Annotated in this window: 22 protein-coding genes; 6 read left to right on the top strand and 16 right to left on the bottom strand. The window is 42.9% G+C overall.

Annotated features, from left to right (window positions below):
- Positions 1–109: 109 nt before the first annotated feature.
- Together BMW79_RS04620 and BMW79_RS33695 are read left to right on the top strand one after the other, a co-directional pair.
- The gene (locus tag BMW79_RS04620) at positions 110–916 is read left to right on the top strand and encodes a hypothetical protein (RefSeq protein WP_089891192.1); all 807 of its coding nucleotides are present in this window, start codon (positions 110–112) and stop codon (positions 914–916) included.
- A gap of 322 nt (positions 917–1238) precedes the next feature.
- A complete protein-coding gene (locus tag BMW79_RS33695) occupies positions 1239–1691 on the top strand; it encodes a hypothetical protein (protein WP_143059082.1) in 453 nt (150 codons plus the stop codon).
- 178 nt (positions 1692–1869) lie between these two features.
- Here BMW79_RS33695 and BMW79_RS04615 read toward each other — a convergent pair whose 3' ends face one another.
- Together BMW79_RS04615 and BMW79_RS04610 are read right to left on the bottom strand one after the other, a co-directional pair.
- Entirely contained in the window at positions 1870–2490 is a 621-nt protein-coding gene (locus BMW79_RS04615) for a hypothetical protein (protein ID WP_089891189.1), read from the bottom strand.
- A gap of 242 nt (positions 2491–2732) precedes the next feature.
- Positions 2733–3362, bottom strand: coding sequence for a hypothetical protein (locus BMW79_RS04610; RefSeq protein ID WP_089891186.1), 630 nt, complete (start codon positions 3360–3362; stop codon positions 2733–2735).
- A gap of 157 nt (positions 3363–3519) precedes the next feature.
- Between BMW79_RS04610 and BMW79_RS04605 the strand changes: the two genes are divergently transcribed.
- The 3 genes from BMW79_RS04605 (at position 3520) to BMW79_RS04595 (ending at position 5914) form a co-directional block, all read left to right on the top strand.
- Complete coding sequence (locus BMW79_RS04605; protein ID WP_089891184.1) at positions 3520–3966, top strand: GIY-YIG nuclease family protein; 447 nt, start codon at positions 3520–3522, stop codon at positions 3964–3966.
- Positions 3967–4139: 173 nt separating this feature from the next.
- On the top strand, positions 4140–4865 hold the full coding sequence (locus tag BMW79_RS04600; protein WP_089891181.1) for a hypothetical protein: 726 nt from the start codon (positions 4140–4142) through the stop codon (positions 4863–4865).
- A gap of 311 nt (positions 4866–5176) precedes the next feature.
- Entirely contained in the window at positions 5177–5914 is a 738-nt protein-coding gene (locus BMW79_RS04595) for a hypothetical protein (protein ID WP_143059081.1), read from the top strand.
- A gap of 263 nt (positions 5915–6177) precedes the next feature.
- Here the strand turns inward: BMW79_RS04595 and BMW79_RS04590 are convergent, their stop codons facing one another.
- From BMW79_RS04590 to BMW79_RS04560, 6 genes are all read right to left on the bottom strand, one after another.
- Positions 6178–7494 carry a hypothetical protein gene (locus BMW79_RS04590; RefSeq protein ID WP_143059080.1) on the bottom strand — a complete coding sequence of 439 codons (1317 nt, stop codon included), beginning with the start codon at positions 7492–7494 and terminating at the stop codon, positions 6178–6180.
- A gap of 23 nt (positions 7495–7517) precedes the next feature.
- The gene (locus BMW79_RS04585; protein WP_143059079.1) at positions 7518–8762 is read right to left on the bottom strand and encodes a hypothetical protein; all 1245 of its coding nucleotides are present in this window, start codon (positions 8760–8762) and stop codon (positions 7518–7520) included.
- A 70-nt stretch (positions 8763–8832) separates the two neighbouring features.
- A complete protein-coding gene (locus BMW79_RS04580) occupies positions 8833–9588 on the bottom strand; it encodes a hypothetical protein (protein ID WP_143059078.1) in 756 nt (251 codons plus the stop codon).
- 520 nt (positions 9589–10108) lie between these two features.
- Positions 10109–10429 (bottom strand): hypothetical protein, encoded by a 321-nt coding sequence (locus tag BMW79_RS04570; protein WP_089891165.1) that lies wholly within the window; start codon positions 10427–10429, stop codon positions 10109–10111.
- A 624-nt stretch (positions 10430–11053) separates the two neighbouring features.
- A complete protein-coding gene (locus BMW79_RS04565) occupies positions 11054–11395 on the bottom strand; it encodes a hypothetical protein (RefSeq protein ID WP_089891162.1) in 342 nt (113 codons plus the stop codon).
- A 62-nt stretch (positions 11396–11457) separates the two neighbouring features.
- Positions 11458–12492, bottom strand: coding sequence for a DUF932 domain-containing protein (locus tag BMW79_RS04560; protein WP_089891160.1), 1035 nt, complete (start codon positions 12490–12492; stop codon positions 11458–11460).
- 398 nt (positions 12493–12890) lie between these two features.
- Between BMW79_RS04560 and BMW79_RS04555 the strand changes: the two genes are divergently transcribed.
- Positions 12891–14237 carry a hypothetical protein gene (locus tag BMW79_RS04555; protein WP_089891157.1) on the top strand — a complete coding sequence of 449 codons (1347 nt, stop codon included), beginning with the start codon at positions 12891–12893 and terminating at the stop codon, positions 14235–14237.
- A 10-nt stretch (positions 14238–14247) separates the two neighbouring features.
- Here the strand turns inward: BMW79_RS04555 and BMW79_RS04550 are convergent, their stop codons facing one another.
- From BMW79_RS04550 to BMW79_RS33690, 8 genes are all read right to left on the bottom strand, one after another.
- On the bottom strand, positions 14248–14574 hold the full coding sequence (locus BMW79_RS04550; RefSeq protein WP_089891154.1) for a hypothetical protein: 327 nt from the start codon (positions 14572–14574) through the stop codon (positions 14248–14250).
- Positions 14575–14618: 44 nt separating this feature from the next.
- A complete protein-coding gene (locus tag BMW79_RS04545) occupies positions 14619–15200 on the bottom strand; it encodes a hypothetical protein (protein WP_089891151.1) in 582 nt (193 codons plus the stop codon).
- A gap of 54 nt (positions 15201–15254) precedes the next feature.
- A complete protein-coding gene (locus BMW79_RS04540; RefSeq protein WP_089891148.1) occupies positions 15255–16061 on the bottom strand; it encodes a hypothetical protein in 807 nt (268 codons plus the stop codon).
- Between the two features lie 329 nt (positions 16062–16390).
- The gene (locus BMW79_RS04530) at positions 16391–16882 is read right to left on the bottom strand and encodes a hypothetical protein (protein WP_143059077.1); all 492 of its coding nucleotides are present in this window, start codon (positions 16880–16882) and stop codon (positions 16391–16393) included.
- Positions 16863–17078: a hypothetical protein gene (locus BMW79_RS04525; protein WP_089891140.1), complete on the bottom strand. Its 216-nt coding sequence runs from the start codon at positions 17076–17078 to the stop codon at positions 16863–16865. Before BMW79_RS04525 ends, BMW79_RS04530 begins: the two co-directional genes overlap by 20 nt.
- 6 nt (positions 17079–17084) lie before the next feature.
- Complete coding sequence (locus BMW79_RS04520; RefSeq protein WP_089891137.1) at positions 17085–17870, bottom strand: PRTRC system ThiF family protein; 786 nt, start codon at positions 17868–17870, stop codon at positions 17085–17087.
- The gene (locus BMW79_RS04515) at positions 17867–18583 is read right to left on the bottom strand and encodes a hypothetical protein (protein WP_089891134.1); all 717 of its coding nucleotides are present in this window, start codon (positions 18581–18583) and stop codon (positions 17867–17869) included. Before BMW79_RS04515 ends, BMW79_RS04520 begins: the two co-directional genes overlap by 4 nt.
- The gene (locus tag BMW79_RS33690; RefSeq protein ID WP_143059076.1) at positions 18558–19652 is read right to left on the bottom strand and encodes a hypothetical protein; all 1095 of its coding nucleotides are present in this window, start codon (positions 19650–19652) and stop codon (positions 18558–18560) included. The genes BMW79_RS04515 and BMW79_RS33690 overlap by 26 nt, the downstream gene beginning before the upstream one ends.
- Positions 19653–19713: the final 61 nt, after the last annotated feature.

Here is a 19713-nt window from a genome sequence, read left to right as displayed (position 1 = left end):
ATTTTAAACCACTGGCCGTAGAAAAGTGAGTTTTCCTCATTTGAGTATCAATACGATTCATTGCCTTTTATGTTCGTTTTTTATTATTTACCAACCAACTTGAATTTTTATGAAATTTCTACCCTTGCTTGTTCTAACTCTATTTTATTGTTCCTCCCACGTGAAAACCCCGGAGCAAAATGATAATACCCCGGCACTCGCAAAAGTTAATGTTGTTCCAGAGGTAGAGGCCTACGATTTATTCGATCGCCTAATCCTATTTGCCAGAGCGATAGGCATTCACAATAAGCCCGCCATTATGGATGCACGAGACACTTTAACAGGTGAAGTAGGGAAAGGCCTATTATTTAGGTGCTGGTATCACAAAAGTTTTTTTGAATACAAGTATGACAGTGTAAATAAACGATTAAAAAGCCTGGTGCCGTTAGTAAACAACTTTGTTTTAGATGATAGCATTGCCTATTTTAAATATATATTCTTCCTCCTGCGTGACGACAAAGAGGAATTTTATAACAGATCAATCCATGTAACATTAAGTCCCGATCTATCCATAAATGATAGTAATACACTGGAAAAACGAATAACCGCATTTCTGCCATTAATTGCTCCGGCAACAGCAGAATCTTACGGGACAAAACTTACCTTTTTTCAAAAGACCTCATGGCCGAGTACCATGATGATGGAGAAATGGTTTTTTGACGTGGATCAGCACATCGCGCCCCTGGCGTATGTAGATTTCATGTTTCATCATAGAGTGTTTGATACACTTTCGTTTAACTTCGAAAACATTGATGAAATGGGAACGCGACGCATTTTTAAATACGAGCATCCACGAAACGACGTTTTATTTACCTCTTTAAGAGATACGCTTAATATGGAAAGAGGCTTTGCAACCAGGTATCCCCCTCGTTACTAGACGATCTGTAAATTAGAGGGAAGCCATTTAGAATAGTAAGGCCATACTAATGAATCAGAAAAACTACCCCCCAATAATGAACAACAGTCGTCAATTCTTGTCAGGAAACAGAGAAATTAGGTGATTTTCAATACAATTATTAATGACTTCGAAAAACTCCAAAAAGATAGGTAATACGGTTTATGGTCACTAAAAAAGCAGTGTTTTCATAATTTCTTTAGTCAAAAATCACTCATCAATTGTTTTATAGAGTAGCAGACGACCGGGAAAGATCCCCAAAGGGCCGCATTAGTCATACACTACTAATTGTTAAGTTTTACCTATGGAATTGAAATCATTTGCCTTAATGGCATACTTACTTTCCGTAATGATTTTGAACTTTGCTTGCACGAAAGAAGGATCATCACTACAGCCGCCAGTACCACCAGATATCGAATCAAAACACTATAGTTATAATGGTAGGCCTGATGTTTTTCCGGCAAGGATATATACTGACTCGGTAGGCCGAACAGTATTTCCGTACTTCTATGCTGTGTCAAGTGCCGACTGGTACTATTTGACCCTTTGGTCAGACGAGGCCGGACGAGTTGACTATTATAACGCTCATCGCGATGTGGCTGAAGAGGTGTGGAATGCCAATTTTTCGAGTTTGCGTTATGATCATAGGCGGATGAGCAGCTACGTATTTGCTTTACGCTGTATTCAGGCGCCTTTTTCATCTGTGGATACCCTTTTTTACCCTTATGCGACTTGGAACTTCAGCGCCTTTCGTTAAAATATTATTATGTAGGCAACACTCAACACCAAACCCTGCGAAGCATCACCGATAATCCGTACCTTTTTTAATAGCTCCAGATGTTTCACCGGCTATACCCAATTATTTATAATAGGAGAAACGGATACGTCTGGAACAATCCCTGGCTTTATGGGGGAGCGGATCTTTTCTCCTTTTACTAAACCCGCTTTTGGCGCATTTCTGATCTCCGTACCACTCGTCGATTATGATCAAGAACCAGTTTGGTATAATGTGTGGTACGCTGATTCGGGTTGCTGCCTAAATCGCGAATTATTTCGGACAGTCTTACATCTTTTGGTCCCAGGCGTTTCCAGACATGTTGTAACTGGTCAAGCCCCCCATGTTTATGAGCCACATTTGACAGGCTAATGGTAAGGTCTTTAAGATATTTATCAATATTCTGACTGCCTGGGCTGGTCATTTCCGCATATTGCTTTAAAGCCTGCATTGCCTCTATCCATTCCTGCCCGTTCCATAGTATTTTATCCAGGTTGATAACCTGGCCATAATTTATAGAATCCTCGATGGCATGGGAAAAATCATATTTACCAACCTTAATGTCACGTACCGCTTCATAGAAATCTATTGCACTAAGCGCACTATAATTTTCCCAGTTGGGGGTTGTTTCCCGAAACAGCGCCTCTTCATAGCTGGAATTGGTAAACCTTAGTCCCTTGGGGGAAACTAATTCATAGTCCAGAGTATAAATTGTGTTACATAGTGCCTGGTTACCCCGTTTCAGCTCTCTATATATGGCATCAATATCCTTTATTTTCATGTACATAGTGATTTGCTTTGCTGAAAAGTACAGCACGAAGCGGAATAAAACTGTCTGGTGATTGATTACGACAATTAAGCGAAGATGTATAAAAAACTTGTAGTCGCGATGGTTGAAGCCACTGGAATATTCGTTATATAAGCTATAACCCACTTGATCTTTTCAGAGTAGTGGCCTGAATAGAATTTTTCTCATGAATGCCCGGCACGAGCTGGGCGTTTTTATTGGAATACTTCATTTCTTCATTGCCGAGGACTAGGCGCTTTGGCATTCCTATTTACAGCTCTTACTTTGGCAGCAATGCTTTTTTTCTGCAGCTGTTCGACCTGATTGGGATTCCCCCGGAGATTAGTAAGAAATGCCGGTAGTTTAACATCGGATGGAGCGTAGGTTTTCCAAAGATTAGCGGCTACAATGTGCCCATTATGCTTATAGGCGAAATCCTTCACTGTTTTCAAAAACGCTTCCTGCCAGCTACCTGGCGCCGGATGTTGGCCCAATTTATCCCAGTTTACAAAGTGAAAGCTCATTTTCAAGGCCGCTTTATCTTCGACCGTTACAAGCACATGATTAAGGTTAATGTAAGCGGCTTTTCCTTTTTCCGCATAGATATGAGGACTGAAATCGTAAGTCCCGGTTTTCATGTCTTTGAGGGCAGCGGTCAGCCTCTTAATAGACACTCCTGCATAGTCTGAATAGGATTCCTGTGCCAAATACCGAAATTCTGCCAGGTTAAAGGCATCGGCAAAATGTACAATGGTGGTAGGATCTACTCCACAAAAGGTAGGGAGCAGTAAGGTTGTCGCTCCTTTGGGGTCAAGATTTTTGCACCATTTATAAGTATCAATCAGTTTATCAAGGTACATTTTCATAAATGCGTATTTAAGTTGGGCTATTTCCCCACTTCGAAACTACACCCATTGTAAATAGCAATATATCAGATGATAGATTTTGAGACAGTAACGTCTATGATATAAGACTGGTGCAATTGAAACCATTCCACTATATTGGCACCACAAACCGATCATTATGGAAATTGATGTGCAACAATATCTTCAGCTATTAAAGGATAAATTGCTGGCAGCCCCTCAACAGTTCATTGCATGTGCAAAAGGTTGGCGAAAACCTTTCCCTCAAAAAGCCGGAGCCTATGTTATCCGCCAGAGTAGCCGCCTTGTTTACATTGGAGAAACAGGGAATATTAAAGAGCGGATGGGCGATATTGTTCGAACTTGCAACCATACGCTACGAAGGACCTTGGGTGCCGAAATGTATGACGGCCATCCTGGTTACAAGAAAGCTACCAGTAAGGAAAGATTCTGTGATGAGATTGAGGTCCTACTTAATGATTTTATGTCAACCCAGCTAACAGTCGCATTTCTTGAAATAGAATTGGGTCGTGCCGAATTGGAAGATTTTATTATCAGGACAGAATTGCCGGTATACAATATTAAGAAACCCCGTAAAATCAACTAATTCGGGTGTCTGGATAGACCAAATTAGCAAAAATCAAGCTAACTACCCGGAACACTAGAAATCCTTTAGGGGTTACCGATAAGTTTAAATAAACTCGAAAAATCGCGTGTTTCAATTTTTACTTTGGTATCAAAGGCCGGTTTGGTTGTTTCTATTGTAATAGCGTAACTGTCATGAAACTTTTATCCCTACTGCTCCTTTTCTTTTGTAATACTGCCAACGCTCAGCAGTTGCTTACGCCGGCATCTCCAATTTCCCAATATCTGCATCAGTTTCCACTTTCGGAAGATCAGTCTTTTAACTTCAGCCACACGGGTTGCATAATACTTTACAACCTGGTTAAAGATCCGATGCTGCTCAATGAGGATTCGCTACAACATGAAAGCGACAAATTTGATAGGCTTATCCGTAAGGTCGGTGGAGCAGCCATAGCAGATTATTTGATATACATCATGTATATTGGTCAACTCTCCGACCGGAATCTGAGGGTGTCAGGATATAAAAGAGGGGAAAGGCGAATTGCTTTTTTAGAGAATTTCCATCCAGACACGATCATGCCATCATCTTCGCTGTTGGCTGTAAAACTTTTAAAACAGCTCGGTCCTAACAAATACGTGAGGCACCAGGATTCTACCAGTATCATATTTCATATTATCCGAGGGAACACGGCCAGGCAATATGCGCAGTTACATTCTAAAAAAGATGCAATCAGGTTTTTACGTGACTACACCCAGGAAAAACTATATTATTACAAGTTCATTACCATCTGCTACCAGGATCAGCTTCACGGTACCGGTTGGGCTACAACGTATCCGGTTTCAGATTTGGTGGAAGAGTCCTTCCAGGAGTTTTATAAAAAGTGCGATAGTGACATAAGGGGCCTTGATCGTGGGAAATAGTCTTGCCTACGGCTTTTGTTGCCCAGGTAAAATATAAAGATAGTTTCAGTCAGCGGAGTTCAAATAGGGCAGCGGTGCTGCCGCTTCTGGGCTGGCCCGCCCCTATTTTTAAAAACCTGGCTGTATCGAAATCTGTAAAAATTCGGACCTTGTAATTTACTACAACGTCGCAAGATATTGCTCGATGATGGGTGAACCTACTTTTAAAGGATCTCATATGCCTTTCTTCTATCGTTAGTCAACAGGGCCTGGCCTATTAAGCCGGGTCCTTTTTTCAGTTTTTAATTTTGTTAACCAATAAACCAATGTTCATGTGGCGTTTCATTGCCATCTTTACTTTAATGGCTACTATCACTGCATCAGCGTCAGCCCAGCGGAAGGCATTTCAAAGCGATTCAGCAAAGGCCGAAGAACTAAGAAGGCTAAGGCGGCAATTCCCTTTGCAGAAGGGTGAAATCTTTGATTCATGGGGACAAAAAGTGCAGATAATATGTGTGCTACCGGAAAAAGATATGGAAAACATTGATTCCTTAAAACACCTCACCAGGACACGGTATCAACAGTATTTGGCGCCAAACAAAGAACTACTCAAAGAAGACACCTTTTCTATTTGCTACTTTGGTAAGCTAACTGGAAAGAATCGGCAAGAGTATCATTACTGGAGGGGAAAGCAAGTGTTTGAGGGGGTGGACCGTTATGCAAAAGATACCATCTTGCCGCCGTTTATTCCCCTTCATGAAGTCCTTTCGCAAGCCCCTTACTGCTTTTACGTCCGGCATCCGTCACGGGATACAATCGCATTTTACATGGTTGTAGCCAATCCAGATATGGCATACGCAAAAAAGTATGGGTTGCTCGAAGCAAGTTTTAATACGCAAAAATACCTGCTGCCCTACTTATTCCATTATAAAGGCATTATCATCTACTATATGTCATCCCCCTACCATCTGGCTTATCCGGTAGGATTTCCAATTACAGATTTGCTCGAACTCGCCTTTTCTTCGCTTATCCAGGAAACATTACACGTCATAGATGAGGTCCATCAATAGAATATTGTACTCACCTGCCATAGTTCGACAGAGGTAATATGGTGTGGAGGTACATGGCCCTGGCAGTCTTGGCAGGGCCATCTTTTTATTCTATTCTCAAACTTTTTATTGAAGATGATGGTGTCGCTTTTCGGCGATACTATAATTATCTGCGTAAGACACATATTCAGAGTGAGCATCGGCTAACAATAGGTAAGGAGGGGGTATAATTTTGGTATCGGTTCACTATTGAGGATATACCTGTAGCTGGAATAGGAAAGTTATCAAACCATAATGGGAAAAACGGCACCTCCCGCATCTTCAGGCCGTACTACTGGATGGACCGTAAGATCAACGATAGGTCCGGTGTATTCGATCATCCGTAAAAATATCATATTAGCGGTGTTGGCTAAAACCAGGGCTGTGTATTCAGCAGGTTGATATTCGCGTATTGTAGAAAATCCACTGGGTTGTTGATCTTCGGCTTGTTTGAGCGCCTCGCAGGTGGCATGTTCCATATCAAGGTGAAGAAAGCTAAAACAACAACTCACTTTTTCGGCCAGGCTGGCTTTATTAAAGGCTCGCAAGTTGCGTTTAATTTCTACCCTGCAGGGATCGTCCACTTCGGTGAGCGCATCCACTACTTTATTAAGTTGGGATAACACCTTACGGAAAACAGTACGGTTACGAATGGGAGCGGCCCGCAATATATTGCCTCCCATTAGGGCCTCACATAAAAAGTGGATGGTGGATGAGAGTACCATTATTTGTTGTCGCGGCGTGGACCAGCCCAGTTCCAGCCAGAGGGAAACTGTGTCATAGAATCCTGGTACTGCGATGAGCCGTTGGGCGAATAAACTTATTTGGGTTGAAGTAAATTTTTTTGGAGCATGGTAAAGGCCATTTTTGAAAAAATGTAGTGGGCAAAAAGGGAAAAGTACATTAGTGCCAGTTCGCTCATAGGTATAGGCAAGAATAGATCTGAAATCATCGTTATCGTAAAAAAAGGCAAACCAGTTGCGGTGGTAGCCTCCAGTGAAATAACCCAGTGCCGCCAGTATTGCATCAATTTGCTGACAGAATACATTGTAGAGTTGCAAAACATGGCAGGTGATGATTAGGTGATTAACTCCATCCTTTTCCACCAGGTCGCAACTTAACACTACCCCCTGAATGACAAAGTTTCCACGGTTAGTTGACTTCAGGTTTTGCGCCAGGTTATGGGTGAGCGCACTGCCGGTAAAAATATCCAGGTCCGGTATCAGGGCTTTATAACAGTATTTGGTACGAGGTTTAGGAATATGATAGGACATTCTCTCGATGTGAAATACGCAATTGTCGGGGGTGGTATCACAAGGAGATACATAGTGGTAGTAGGAAACGAGGTGATTCACCCGGTCGAAATCCATTTTGATTGGTTGTACTCCACTTCGAAACTGCTCAAGATCCTGACTGCTACCCACCATTCGCATCCCCAGTCTTTCATCGTAGTTGATCCTAACCAATGACTTTTCCCCATTTCCTAAATGCGCGTTGAAATTACGTTGATGCCGGAACTTATTAAATTCGTTCAATAGCTGTCGGTTCGGTGATAGAGCCATACCTATAATATTTATTTTTTTATCTAAATAGTCCGGTGCCAGAAATCCACAGACAAATCCCACATGACCACGGCCTTATATGTGGTTTGATCGCCCATATTGCCTCTATGATCTACACTACGGAGAAAAATGGTATTCAAAATATTCATCAAAATCATCTGTAACCGTTTATAGTCTACCTGCGCTCCGGTTGAAGCACCACCGAAATCGGAGTGCCAGGATACCGCATAAGCCCATAAAATGGCTGTCTTTTCTTCTGGCTCCAACGAAATCCCCAGCCTTGAAAGCATTTTATTCCAGCGATTTTCAAGATTGGTTAATCGGGCAATTTCAGCTACTTTATAATGAAGCTGGATGCCATCATCACTACCGAATACTTGCGCCAAACAGGCCATTATTTTTGCAACAGCCAAACAATGTAACCGTGCCGGAATCCCGGAAGCCTCGCTGAGTACGGCAATACATTCCCTAAATAATTGGTGCTGGATGGCCATAGCTGCCAGGGCCTCGATCTTTTCCTTTCCAAAGTCGCATCTTTTGGTCAGGGCCAGTGGGCCAATCGTAACACCGAAGGCGGAAAATTCATTGGCACGGGGCTTATGCCAGGTTTGGTATCGCATCCCGGCGATCTCTTTTTGGGTTAAAGTGTGATGAAAAAAGCAGAACCACTGAAAATGTGCGGTCCCAGTTAAAAGACAGAAAATATCAAATAGAATACGGCAGTAATCTAACAGGGCCGAATACAACACATAGGAGTTACAATTGATCACTAAATATATTTCGTTCTCACTGTCCCGGTATTGCTCCAGTTCGAGAACACAGGGGCCTACCTCATAGGTGGCAGTTCTATTTTCCGCGACTCCATAAAACCCACTTATTTCATGATAGGTGGCGTCTACAACTGGGATAAATATTCTGTAATAACAACATTTGTCATGGTAGGTATTTCTCCATGTCAAATTACCGACTGTATAATTGGCTTGGAGATCAATATCGCAGTCATCAATGCAAACTAGCTCGCTAATGGCAAAAACGTCCTTGTCAGTGACAATCTTAATAGTTTGGTAAATATCTTTACAATGTTGGCCAGGGGTATAAGTTTCAGAAAGAAAGGTAAATCCTTCGTTTCGCCGATAGTGTAGGTATGCGGTATCTACACTATCAGGGTCAATTTTTGGCAGGTGCTGATAGCGCTGTATCTGGCGCAATGAATTTATGACCTCCATATAGGAGCCAAAATTTTGTTTATTGGTAGTTGTTGATTCCATGATGAATTTTGCTTAAAAAGTACCGTTAAAAAAAGGTTGGTGTAAGACACAAAATCAAGGGAATTACCTTTTAGGATATTGTAGCCGGCGATGCGACCTTTCTAGTTTCAGAACTCGCGATAGGTTTAAAAGCCGGCCTCGCTTGTTTGTATAAATCATGTGGATTTCGGAAAGGAGTTTCATTGAATAATGTCCGGACATGCTCTTTATCTTCTATTTGCAAAACCGGCCTTTCCCAATCGGCTGCGGGCACTATGGATTTGCGTTTTATAGATATGGAAAATGAATTAACATCATAGGCAACGTGTATGCCCCCCTCCCTTGCCTGATGGGTAGCGATAACAGTTCCAAAAATTGGGTAGAAATCCTGTATCCTGTTTTGATGGCTTATCCTTACTGCGATACGATCCCCCGCCTGGATTTTAATAAGCAGTCCGGGGGCATTTCGCTCGCTGCCACCATTCAATTGGTCATCATAATGCCATATGCCAGCATGTTTCATGTCGGCTAGGGCCTGATCATCTTCACTTTTAAAGCTCACGGCCAAGTACTGCAGATCCTTTCTGCCTACTACGTGCCTAACCACCCGAAAGCCCATCTGTGCAAACTGTAATACCAATATATCTTCGGAGGGTAGATTGTTTTTGGTTAAGGGGGTGACGGCGCCCATTGTGGCTAAAATGACCATGTAATTAAGGGGAATGATCTGATCCGCATAGTATATCCACAATGGATCATCTATATGTGCTTTAGGATAACCATACTTTATGATCTCGATCATTACCGCATAGTAATGGCCTCTGTTAATTTTATCTAAATAATTCATAACGGCGTTTTGGTCATAGCAGATTTGCGGCACCATAAAAATGGGCTGCACATTACTCTATGTCGTATTTGACAAAAGAATGCTTTCTATGCTTTCGCATAGGGACTGAGCAGGCGCTCAAAGTTCTTTTAGTGTGGAAGGAAATTTGGGGAGATTCAAACCCGGCGGCAAATGTACGAGAATAATGGTGTAATTTTTATCCCAATTATGCCTGACCGTAATTCTATTTAATATACTATGCCCTTTTCTTAATTATGAAACCGTCTTATTACCGACAGTTTAATAAAGAGCAACGTAGCCGCATTATGCTCTATGAAGTAGAACCCCATGTAATTGCTGCTAACATAATCACCTATTATCTGCCACCACCGGGTTATAGGGATGGTAGGTGGGATAAGAACCAGCGCAGATGGGATACTACTGATGCGCAGCAGTGTCTCGAATATGAAAATTTCCGCTCCCGGCTGATACCCTGTAATTCAATAGAATATCAGACAGCACAATTGGAACAGAAACAGTACTATACACGAACACAAGATTGAGCCTCGGCGGTCTTATAAGTGGCTACCATCCGGTTAATCACTTTGTCCACACAGACCAGCACGTTTTCACCAGGCTTCAGCGCCCATACCAGCGAACCAGCTTCACTGACTGTGGCGGCACTCAGGGGTTGCTGACCAAATTTTACAAGTCGTTGATAGATCACCAGAAATTCACTATGATAGGCTTCTAATAGATCCAGCGGTATGTTGCCATTATACATCCGGCTGTGATTCTGAAACAATAGGGCCAGTTCGGTAACAGAGTTAGTCGCGTAGGCGATAAGTTGTAATCTATTCATATGTAATGATTTTGATAAAGCTCAATTTAGTGAGTTTCCGTCATCTGGCCCATAGTGGTAATACGTTTTATTTACACATTGGCGGCTCAAACCATTTACTACGGATATAAATCATTGAATTACCTCAAATTATAAAAGTCTACTAAGGGTTAGTATAGTATTAAAATTTTGAAATTGAGTATGGATGCCTAACTTTAATCAATAAAATCAGCTTTAAACTATTGCCTTTATCATATTTAACCGCGATACCCTATTATTAATGGAAGTAGGGGCATTACGCGGCTTCCGGGGGCTTAACGGCCCCTTTTTTATAGAGACAATTATTTACCCATTCGGACAGCTCCCATATTACAATATCAAAAACAGATAAGCTAGTAAAACATTATTATATGCGGCAATAAAATTTTTAAGCGCGGGCGCCGACTTTTTTACCACAGCCAACACCTGATTTGACGTGGCCGCGCCGTGGCCCAAAAAATACTCTTACAATTACCATATATCAAAGGACAGGCATACAAATCCACGCATCTTTCTGACCTGGCTCATGAGTGATAAAAGTATTTTCTTCCATAACGTAAATGTTTTTAGTTTAATAATTAAAACAGGTCACCGGCTTTTCAGCACTTACTTTGCCAATGATTTAATAGTAGCTATTAAGTCTTTATATGCCTCGTCTTTCATACTATCGTAATGATCTCTTTTAAAATCCTTTTCATCATGATAAGAGCAGCCACCTAAATACGTAGTTTCCTTTATCCCTCTCCATTCTGCCGTGACGGCGGCGCAAAACCATGCGTATATATTCCCGTTTTCCAGCTCTCTTAATACAGCGGCTTCTGCTTCTCTATCCAGTTGCTCAATACCTGTTGCCATGTAGTTACCGCGAATAGGAATTTCTTCATATTGTGGCTCAAAGGAAAAATTTACTTCTTCCATTTCGGGAAGTTTTACCATTATCGTTTCCATAAAGGGATGTTTTTACAGGAAAAAAATAGGTGCAGGCTTTTTACTGGCCTGCACCTGTTTGCTTAATTGTAAATCAGTGCTGTTTCTCCTAAATCGGCAAAGTTTACGCACATGTTAAAGGCTGCTTGTCCTTTCTGGAAGGCTGAACCTTCGATAATGCTTTCGAACTTTGCGGAAGTGTTTTTATACTCCTTCACATTCTGGAAATAGCCTGTTACCGCATTGTATGCGCCAAACAGGGTGCCTCTTGTGGTGCCCATCTGTTGGGTTACATTGCACATTGCATACTCGAAAGCGGCATCTACGCTATTTTTAAAGCGGGTGCTTACTTCTTCCCACTGACCGGCCTGCAATTTGGTAAGCGTTTCCTTGTTTGGGCAAAGTGCCATTTCAATCAGTCGCTTTACTTGCGGATCGGTCATAGGAACTTTTACCCAACTTTGCATTAACTGTTCAAACTGTGCAGAAAATTGATTACTGATACCTAAGAAGGTGTGCGCCTTCCTCAATTTTTCGGCGGCTGATTCCGTATGACGGATTTCAATGGAGTTCTGACAATTGCGCATAGCCGCATTTAGGGTGTTAGCACATACGATGCGTACGGGCGTGAAGGCAATTTTAATGCTGCCTGTACCATCGTGGGAGTTATAAAGGAAAATGTACTTTTCGATCAGGTCATCCTGTGCCACCTTAATATAATCGGGTAATTTGGCAGTAATAAATATCCTTTCACCTTTACCCAATGCTCCGGCGGTTTCATATAAAATGCCCTCTCCTTCGGTTATGGCATCAAAGAATCCGAAAGCGTCTACGTTTTGCAATACCCGGTACTTTTTGCCGATCCGGCTACCCAGTATAGCGCCGTTATCGGTGCGATAGGTATAAAAGGAATCGTCTGCCACTACGGATTCAAAACCCGGAACGTGGTGTGTGTTAGGGGCGATGTTAACGGTATAATCCAGCCCTGCGTCTACAATGACTTCGCGGCTATTTTGATAACCGTCCTTTACCTGTCCCAGTCCGTGCCATGCCTTCTCTGATCTTGCGTAAAAACTGTGCTTGCCGGTAATTTCGTTGAAATTGATTTCGTGTGCCATGAGTGTAAATTTTAAATTGTTATTAATTTGGGGCTGTTGGTAGAATGGCGTCTACTCCCGCCCGCTTACACCCTTAGCAACTTTTCCTAACCGGCGAAGGCCTGAATGAACGAATTGGCACAAAAAAATACTACCGGTCAACTCCCGGCCTGGTGTGTTGGCTGACCGGTGGAGATTTTTTTTGACAACCTCCGGCGCTGCCGTTTCCGGGACGGCAGCAGTTTGTTCGTAGGGCCGAAGAAGGTTTGTACTTTCGCGATTTGGGGGACAGTGGGATAAATGTGGTTTTTAGCAGACTACAGGCAATCATTTTGTGGCAATAGCAGTGGTTATAGGTCGTTAATAGGTAGATTGCAGCTAACAGGTAAAATTTATTCGTATGTATATAAACACTAACAATGGCTGATACAGGTAGATACCTTACTTCTTTTCTGGAGATCTATGTTGATACTGACCAGAGCCTACACAATCTGGCACTCCTGGAGCCGGGGCCGCAGGGGACTTACTTTCATGAATATTTCCACTTTATACAGGACGTAACCACTTGTTCAGGGTTATGCAAAATCTGGAATGGATTGGATCGGCTGCGCCAGTTGATATCTTCCATACAGCCGGAGGCCGTTACAGAGCTTAATGTGCCAATGGACGGCCCGGTGGCAGATGAGCAGCGACTACACATGGAATTTTTAGAACGGCTACGAGGCTCCGGCCAAATTACTGGGATCTCCATGCAGCAAGCAGACAGCTATATAATAACAGAAGTTCTGAATGAACCCGATGCGCGGATACAGCAGTATTTTGAAAACTCCCGTGCTACAGTAATTAAACTCACCCTGGAGAGCGAGGGTAGGCAAACAAAGTATTTTAACTTTGGTGAATACGCGGTATCGGAAACGATGGCCTATATGATAGAAAGAAAATTCTACCCCGATCTCAACCTACAGCCACGTTATCCCTACCGGGTGGCTGTTGACTTGGCCCGCCGCATCTACCCTGACTTTTGCGACCAGGAGGAAAATATCTTTGCCTTATGTGACGTATCACTAATGCACAACATGCCCGGATGGGCATTTGTAAGCATACTTACCGAAATGGAAAACGCCGGCTTTATGCCGGCGTCTGGAGAAGAAGTTATTGACTATGGTTATCGTTATTACAACGGTATTGGATGGGATCATCTTGGTTATATGGACTATGCAGATCAGGGCATTAGGCATGTTAGCAGTAAGATATGGGATCACGAATTTTACATGGGGACAATGCAGTTGTTACAAGCTAATGTTGAGCGAGGAAGAATACTCCGCTATATGTTTCCACATGCCATCGTGAAAATCTACAAAGCAACTCAACCCTTGAGCTATGATTTCTACAGGGCTTTTAACTTTTTGGGTGGCCCTCTATCCATTAATAACGCCGGGGAACGCACAGCGCGGGTTCCCTATGGGCTGGATTGGCTGGAGCCGATTTCGGACCCATCCCATTTTCGGGTGGCCTGGCAATTGGGAAACTTCCTAATGGAAGGTCTTGTCCCCTGCTCGCTGGAGCGTACCTGTAGGGCGGCGCGTAATGCAGTCGGCGTTGATTATCGGTGTCAGCATGGGCCGTGGCAGCGGGTTACCGATGATCAAAAATGCCCGTTTGCGGCAGCTTGGTTTTTCTATGGATTGGCGAAAAAGGATATTTACCGTAATGGTGTATTAATCCAACAACGCTCTGAAGATGAACACCTGGAGGGAAATGGGTAGCCTTAAACTATCAAGGTTTAGGAATGTAACATACCGCATTTATCTGCTCTGGAGTGGGTGTCGGGGGCCATTGGATAAGGTGTAACTTTTCCTTTTCCAATAGTTTGCCCTCCGACATGGAATAAAAGGCATGTGCTATTTCATAGGGCCGGGCTGAAACCACCTTTCTAAGCACCCATCCGTTTTTGTGCAGCTTACGCTGTAGATGGAGAAAAGCATAATCAAGCGAAGTACCTAATACATTATTGACCACATGCCGATTTCTTTTCAGACCAGTTTTAACACGGGTTACCTGCACTACCATAGACCAGTGAAAGTCAAAAAGATACTTTTCCATGATTTATTTTTTTTAGTCTAACTATATGGCGCCGAAATAGCTTTCTAAAAGCTATTCCCATAAAGCATAAACATATCAAAGAGATAATCTTCCGCCTGTTCGAGATCACCAGTGTAGAACTGCTCATATACATAGTTCAAGTCTAAGCATGCAAAGCGATCTCCATGATCATCGACATCTTCCGTCATCCATAGATTGCCCGGATAGCGATGAACAAAAATTATGTCGTCATCTTCCTGTATCAGATTTCGAACATAGGCTGGGAAATTCTTCTTATTACCTATGGGTGTAAAGGTTTGTTTTGCCTGTACGAACCGCTCAAAAGTTTCAGCATCATCAGGGTATTTACCTGGGCGTTCAGCAGCGTAGACAAGGGAAAAATCGAAACCTTCTGCATATCCTTTAACCAACTTGCCACTTGGGGTTCGTAACTGTACAAATGTGGAATAGTATTCCTTTACCCGCTGGTAGTAAACAATGTATCCAGACCTTTCTTCAAGATCGTAGGCGCAGATGGCTACCCCTTTTAGGATCGGTTGGCCATCGAGCGTAGCTACTTTAATAAATTCGTTACTCGGTCTTTGTTGCCATTCAAAATCCTTTTTGGAAATTTTTGTAGTAATCATTGTATTGGGTTTATAGGTGAACAATAAATTCTATAATCACTTGCAAGTGGGACGCTACATGCTACAATGATGGCCTGCAAATACTTGATAGTAAGCGGTGGCATCCCGTCCCCAATACTTTTGCAACTGCTTGGATAAGTCAAGAGCGGTATTAAGTCGGTCTGGATAGGCATATTCGAGTATAAGCATATCTTCCAGATTCATGTTTTTACATGGCAGGCAGTTATTGTGTTTAAAAACTCTTTTATCTGTATGCAACTTTTTTCGTACCCGTCGTTGTGCATCTTCTGGAAGTCTGTCAATATTTCCTTCCATCCAGTGAACAAATGCTTGGTCATTCCAGCGCAGATCATAAATTGCCGGATACCAACCAAATTTCTCCTTAACGATGGTAAAGCACCATTCATTGGTTCTATCTATTATAGGAAAGGCTTTGCGCTTGCTATCCTGTGAGTATTTAGAGCGCATCTTTGTGGCCCGTCCCTTTTCCTCACTGATGTAGCCGATCAGATCAATATCGAGTTGGTGGAAGGCCATATATTCCAGCATTGGTACGATTTTTAGCAGACGGCTACAAGGAGAATTAGCAGGATGCGGAATCATTTTAGAACGCCGGAAAAACTCAATAATAGAGTGGTCGGTCTGTTTATAAATCACGTTGGTAAATCGCTCTTTAGCCCATTGTACCAGGGCCAGCACGAATGGTAATGAGTCCGCGCTATGCTCTATAAAATGTGCATGATAAAGATGTAGGCATTGGGGTCTGTTTTGTCGTGGCAGTGTGTCCAGCCATACCAGGACAGCGGCACTGTTAATACCGGCAGATAAGCCGATCATCACCTTTTTATTGGTGTAGTTCATATTGATGTAATTTTGTGGTAATTAATCATTAAAGTGGCCCGATCCCTTTTATGTAAGGTTGAATGGTTTCCCCTGTCGTGCTTATCTGAATGGGCTTGTCGATGTTTGCCAGAATACGTCTAATATCCCTCCTGGCAATGCTGATAATCTTTGCGTATTTGGGATCATTATGGTAAATGGAAATACAAAGGGGCCGGAAATAAACACGGGCAATTACTTTATAATCGCCATCCTCATCGGCTCTTGTATCGCCGTATGAATAGCAATTTGGATAAGTGACAATAGATAGATATGATGGTATTCTAGGCATAACTAATAGTTTTTCAAGGTTAACAATGCACCTCATAACCAAAGCCATAACGCTGACGGCATAGGTCGTGAATGGCAATAGCATCGGCGATCTCGTGGCATTGATGATAGAGGCTAACCAATTCTTCAATGATGTTTACTCCTACGGTTGCGGGATAGGTAAAACTAAGGTGCTGATTACCGATTCTCACTTTTACATAGTAGGGCTTACGTAGGTGCTTATAAAGATTACTGGCGGTAATGAGCGCATCATAGTCATGGCTGGTATGCCATTGGGTAAGAAGTTGCTGTACCCTTCTATACCGGCCATATTTTACCTTTACGTTTTTACGCCTGCGCAATTTTTTACCAGTGGGCCGGGGTTTAATGTCCGTGAGATACTGCTCATAGGTATATCCGGGATACAACTGCATAAGTTCATAGTAAGCAAACAAAGGGCGGCATTTGTATAAACGCCGCGCAACTGTCTGCTGCCGTATTTTTAGGAGCATTTCAGGTTTCTGCGTTGCCATGTTGTTTCTGCTTTAACTGAAGTAACTTTTCTAAAACGTCTTTCCAATACCGGCCTCGGTTAGCCATAAAGGCTTTATGATTCGGGTCCCGCGTGGAATAACCGGAAAAATTACGAGCCTGCATGATGGCGGTATCCAGATCAGTTATATTAATCGTTTCACCCTCCATGTCTACTATTTGCAATTTTGTTTTCATACTATGTTAATATTTAGCTTTAATCGGCAGGCCCACGGTAGAGTGGTTACGGTTGTTAACGAATACACCACGGTAATGGCTCATGCCCTGCTTGAAATACTGCCAAAGCAATTTTATAGCTGCCAGTGATATGGAGGGATTAATAAACAGGTCTTGTTTAGAAATGGCTTCCGCCACAGAGCAACTCGGCGTATCTGGCTCATCAACCATAAACTCCCCGTATTCTTCTGTTACCAGCGGCAGGTAACCAACTGGCAGGTACATATTTGATTTGGGCTGTTGTAGTTTGGTGACGGTGGAAAGAATTGCCTGTCCTGTATCGGTGGCGTTTCCGCAGTCCAGCCAGTATAAGGGATTGGTAGGGCTGTAGTTATTACTTTTGTTAGCGTTAGTTAGTTGCTTGCCGATCATCACTCGGTCACCTTTTGTATGTACGCAGGTGATGGTCATGTTAGCAGTTTCCCTTTGGTTGTCATATCTTTTTGGTACTGCCTGCCATGTAAGTCCAGCGCTATGGTTTATCCGGTTAACGATGGCAACTGCTTTATTCAGGCCGATTTCACTTCGCGAATAAGTGGTGCGGCCAATGTTTGGTTTCTGTATCGTATCCTCATCATATACCTTAACAAAAAAGGCCGGATGCCCTGTTTCCAAAAGGGTCTGGGCCATGTTTGCCAACGCATAACAGAAATGACTTCCGGTGCCGCCTGCCCCGATAATGTTTACTGTTATTGGATGCGGGGGCTGCAAAAAAATTGGATGCAGGTAATGTACTGCTTCAAGATTATTCATAACACGTCTTTTATAGTTTGTTTGAGTTTTCGTAGTTCTTCCTCGGGGAATCTGTTATCTGTTCCAATCAATTCTGAATAGAGGGTATGGAGGTCTTTTGTTTTACCACCGCCGCCATGATCTGCCGTAAAATGGCTGTTGAAAAAAGCGGTTTCCCAATTAGTCATATATGCTTCCAGTCCATCAGACAAGCGGGCATCAATATCGACGTTCCCCATGCAGACGGCACCATTACTACTTACATTATGGAATGGGGCAATGTAGAGTGGAGAATTTGAGGCCACCTTATTTGCGCTATGCAGTGCAAAAAGGCGCAACTTGTCAGCACTGGCAATCCACAAAAGCCCAGGAACGTTGGCCCTTCCATTTTTTAATTCCAGTTCTTGCCCAAACAAAAGACGACGGCGTTGGGGGGCAGTATGCCATACCACCTTTCCTTCCCCGGATTGGTTGAGGTAAAGAACATTGGAGGGGATGAACCCTTTTGACATCAGATAGTCTTTGCTGCCTGTAGCGGCCATTGTGATGCGGCCTATGTTGGTGGATTCTTGTAAAGACAGCGGGTGCAGATTAATCAACTCGTCATTTTCGCCAACCTGCGCTGCTTCGACGTAGTGGGAAGGCGTTTCCTCGTTACTGGCATATATTATCAATCCAAATATCGGTGTCCACTTCAGGGACAATTGATCATATAGATTCGTCAGCGATTTCATCTTTCTCGTTATTTATGGTGTAAGCAAACGTTCCGAGCAGGTGTTGCAGTTTATCTTCAAATTCGAGATTGAACACTGGTGTAATACCGGGTTGGTCATAGCTGATAATGCTCATAGGCATTATTTCCTCATAGCATTCCTGAAAACTGCCGTTTATATAGTCCAGCACATGATCATTCAGTATGTTTTCTTTACCTAAAAAATAGAAACCTATTATATCATCGACATACAGGCGACCATCCTCATCTATTGGAAATAAACTTTCGTGGATGTTTTCTTCCAGTTTGCGCTGTGGGTATTTGTGGTAAAGTTGCCGAAGCTCCGCACAGCACAGTTTGATCTCATACTCCCAATCAGACTGCGGTATAAAACCGCGTAACCCCTCATCCCATCCAGCTAAGCTGGCCGGATCGTTTAATATCCTCCTGGTCTTTTTCGCCAGCTTGTCGGCCCTCTCGAATGCCTTCACCATTTCTTCCCCATCCGTTTCCAAATCTTCCTCTTCCAACCATTGCCGTATGGCATCAATCGTCCATTTTATCGGGGATGGTTCATTGTACATGGGAATTTTTACGATCTGCTTAAAGTAGGCCAGCGTTCCAGCTAACATTTTCAATAGATATGGGCATCGTTTACCCTGTAGAATATTCCAGAACCCATCGAGGGGTACGTACATTACTGTTCTGCTACAATCCCATATCTTAGCTGCGCCAATGGTTCCCTTCTTTCCCCGCTCCCCGCTAATAAACAGCCTGCCGCCTGCCGGGTGCTCTTGACTGGTGAGTATGTCAAAAGCCTTTACTACATTGTCAGGATAGGGTAAGCTGTGGGTATCCGGTACGGCTATGTTGTGGCATGAACAGAATATCTGCAGGGAAGTAAAAAAGCGGTGTTCTATTCTTCGCTTTCCGGTATGGGCTTTTCTAATAGGTTGAAGTTTGGTCCTAACCACAGGGGTTGAATCATCGCAATTGGCGCTGCCTGCGCCTGCTGCCGGATGGCCTGTGAAGCGGTTGGCAGGCTGTATATCTGTTCTAACTCGGCGGCTATGTTGTTGTATAACTTGCATAACTTTTCGTCTTTTAGTATGGATTCGTCTATGCGAAATTTTGATTGCCTTATGATTTTCA

The sequence above is a fragment of the Chitinophaga arvensicola genome, from assembly GCF_900110835.1.
GTDB classification, from domain to species: Bacteria; Bacteroidota; Bacteroidia; order Chitinophagales; family Chitinophagaceae; genus Chitinophaga; species Chitinophaga arvensicola.
This window is presented reverse-complemented; position numbering and strand designations above follow the sequence as displayed.

Coding starts and splice junctions, on each gene's coding strand:
- BMW79_RS04620 (WP_089891192.1), top strand. CDS start 110: ATGAAATTTCTACCCTTGCTTGTTCTAACTCTATTTTATTGTTCCTCC.
- BMW79_RS33695 (WP_143059082.1), top strand. CDS start 1,239: ATGGAATTGAAATCATTTGCCTTAATGGCATACTTACTTTCCGTAATG.
- BMW79_RS04615 (WP_089891189.1), bottom strand. CDS start 2,490: ATGAAAATAAAGGATATTGATGCCATATATAGAGAGCTGAAACGGGGT.
- BMW79_RS04610 (WP_089891186.1), bottom strand. CDS start 3,362: ATGAAAATGTACCTTGATAAACTGATTGATACTTATAAATGGTGCAAA.
- BMW79_RS04605 (WP_089891184.1), top strand. CDS start 3,520: ATGGAAATTGATGTGCAACAATATCTTCAGCTATTAAAGGATAAATTG.
- BMW79_RS04600 (WP_089891181.1), top strand. CDS start 4,140: ATGAAACTTTTATCCCTACTGCTCCTTTTCTTTTGTAATACTGCCAAC.
- BMW79_RS04595 (WP_143059081.1), top strand. CDS start 5,177: ATGTGGCGTTTCATTGCCATCTTTACTTTAATGGCTACTATCACTGCA.
- BMW79_RS04590 (WP_143059080.1), bottom strand. CDS start 7,494: ATGGCTCTATCACCGAACCGACAGCTATTGAACGAATTTAATAAGTTC.
- BMW79_RS04585 (WP_143059079.1), bottom strand. CDS start 8,762: ATGGAATCAACAACTACCAATAAACAAAATTTTGGCTCCTATATGGAG.
- BMW79_RS04580 (WP_143059078.1), bottom strand. CDS start 9,588: ATGAATTATTTAGATAAAATTAACAGAGGCCATTACTATGCGGTAATG.
- BMW79_RS04570 (WP_089891165.1), bottom strand. CDS start 10,429: ATGAATAGATTACAACTTATCGCCTACGCGACTAACTCTGTTACCGAA.
- BMW79_RS04565 (WP_089891162.1), bottom strand. CDS start 11,395: ATGGAAACGATAATGGTAAAACTTCCCGAAATGGAAGAAGTAAATTTT.
- BMW79_RS04560 (WP_089891160.1), bottom strand. CDS start 12,492: ATGGCACACGAAATCAATTTCAACGAAATTACCGGCAAGCACAGTTTT.
- BMW79_RS04555 (WP_089891157.1), top strand. CDS start 12,891: ATGGCTGATACAGGTAGATACCTTACTTCTTTTCTGGAGATCTATGTT.
- BMW79_RS04550 (WP_089891154.1), bottom strand. CDS start 14,574: ATGGAAAAGTATCTTTTTGACTTTCACTGGTCTATGGTAGTGCAGGTA.
- BMW79_RS04545 (WP_089891151.1), bottom strand. CDS start 15,200: ATGATTACTACAAAAATTTCCAAAAAGGATTTTGAATGGCAACAAAGA.
- BMW79_RS04540 (WP_089891148.1), bottom strand. CDS start 16,061: ATGAACTACACCAATAAAAAGGTGATGATCGGCTTATCTGCCGGTATT.
- BMW79_RS04530 (WP_143059077.1), bottom strand. CDS start 16,882: ATGGCAACGCAGAAACCTGAAATGCTCCTAAAAATACGGCAGCAGACA.
- BMW79_RS04525 (WP_089891140.1), bottom strand. CDS start 17,078: ATGAAAACAAAATTGCAAATAGTAGACATGGAGGGTGAAACGATTAAT.
- BMW79_RS04520 (WP_089891137.1), bottom strand. CDS start 17,870: ATGAATAATCTTGAAGCAGTACATTACCTGCATCCAATTTTTTTGCAG.
- BMW79_RS04515 (WP_089891134.1), bottom strand. CDS start 18,583: ATGAAATCGCTGACGAATCTATATGATCAATTGTCCCTGAAGTGGACA.
- BMW79_RS33690 (WP_143059076.1), bottom strand. CDS start 19,652: ATGCAAGTTATACAACAACATAGCCGCCGAGTTAGAACAGATATACAG.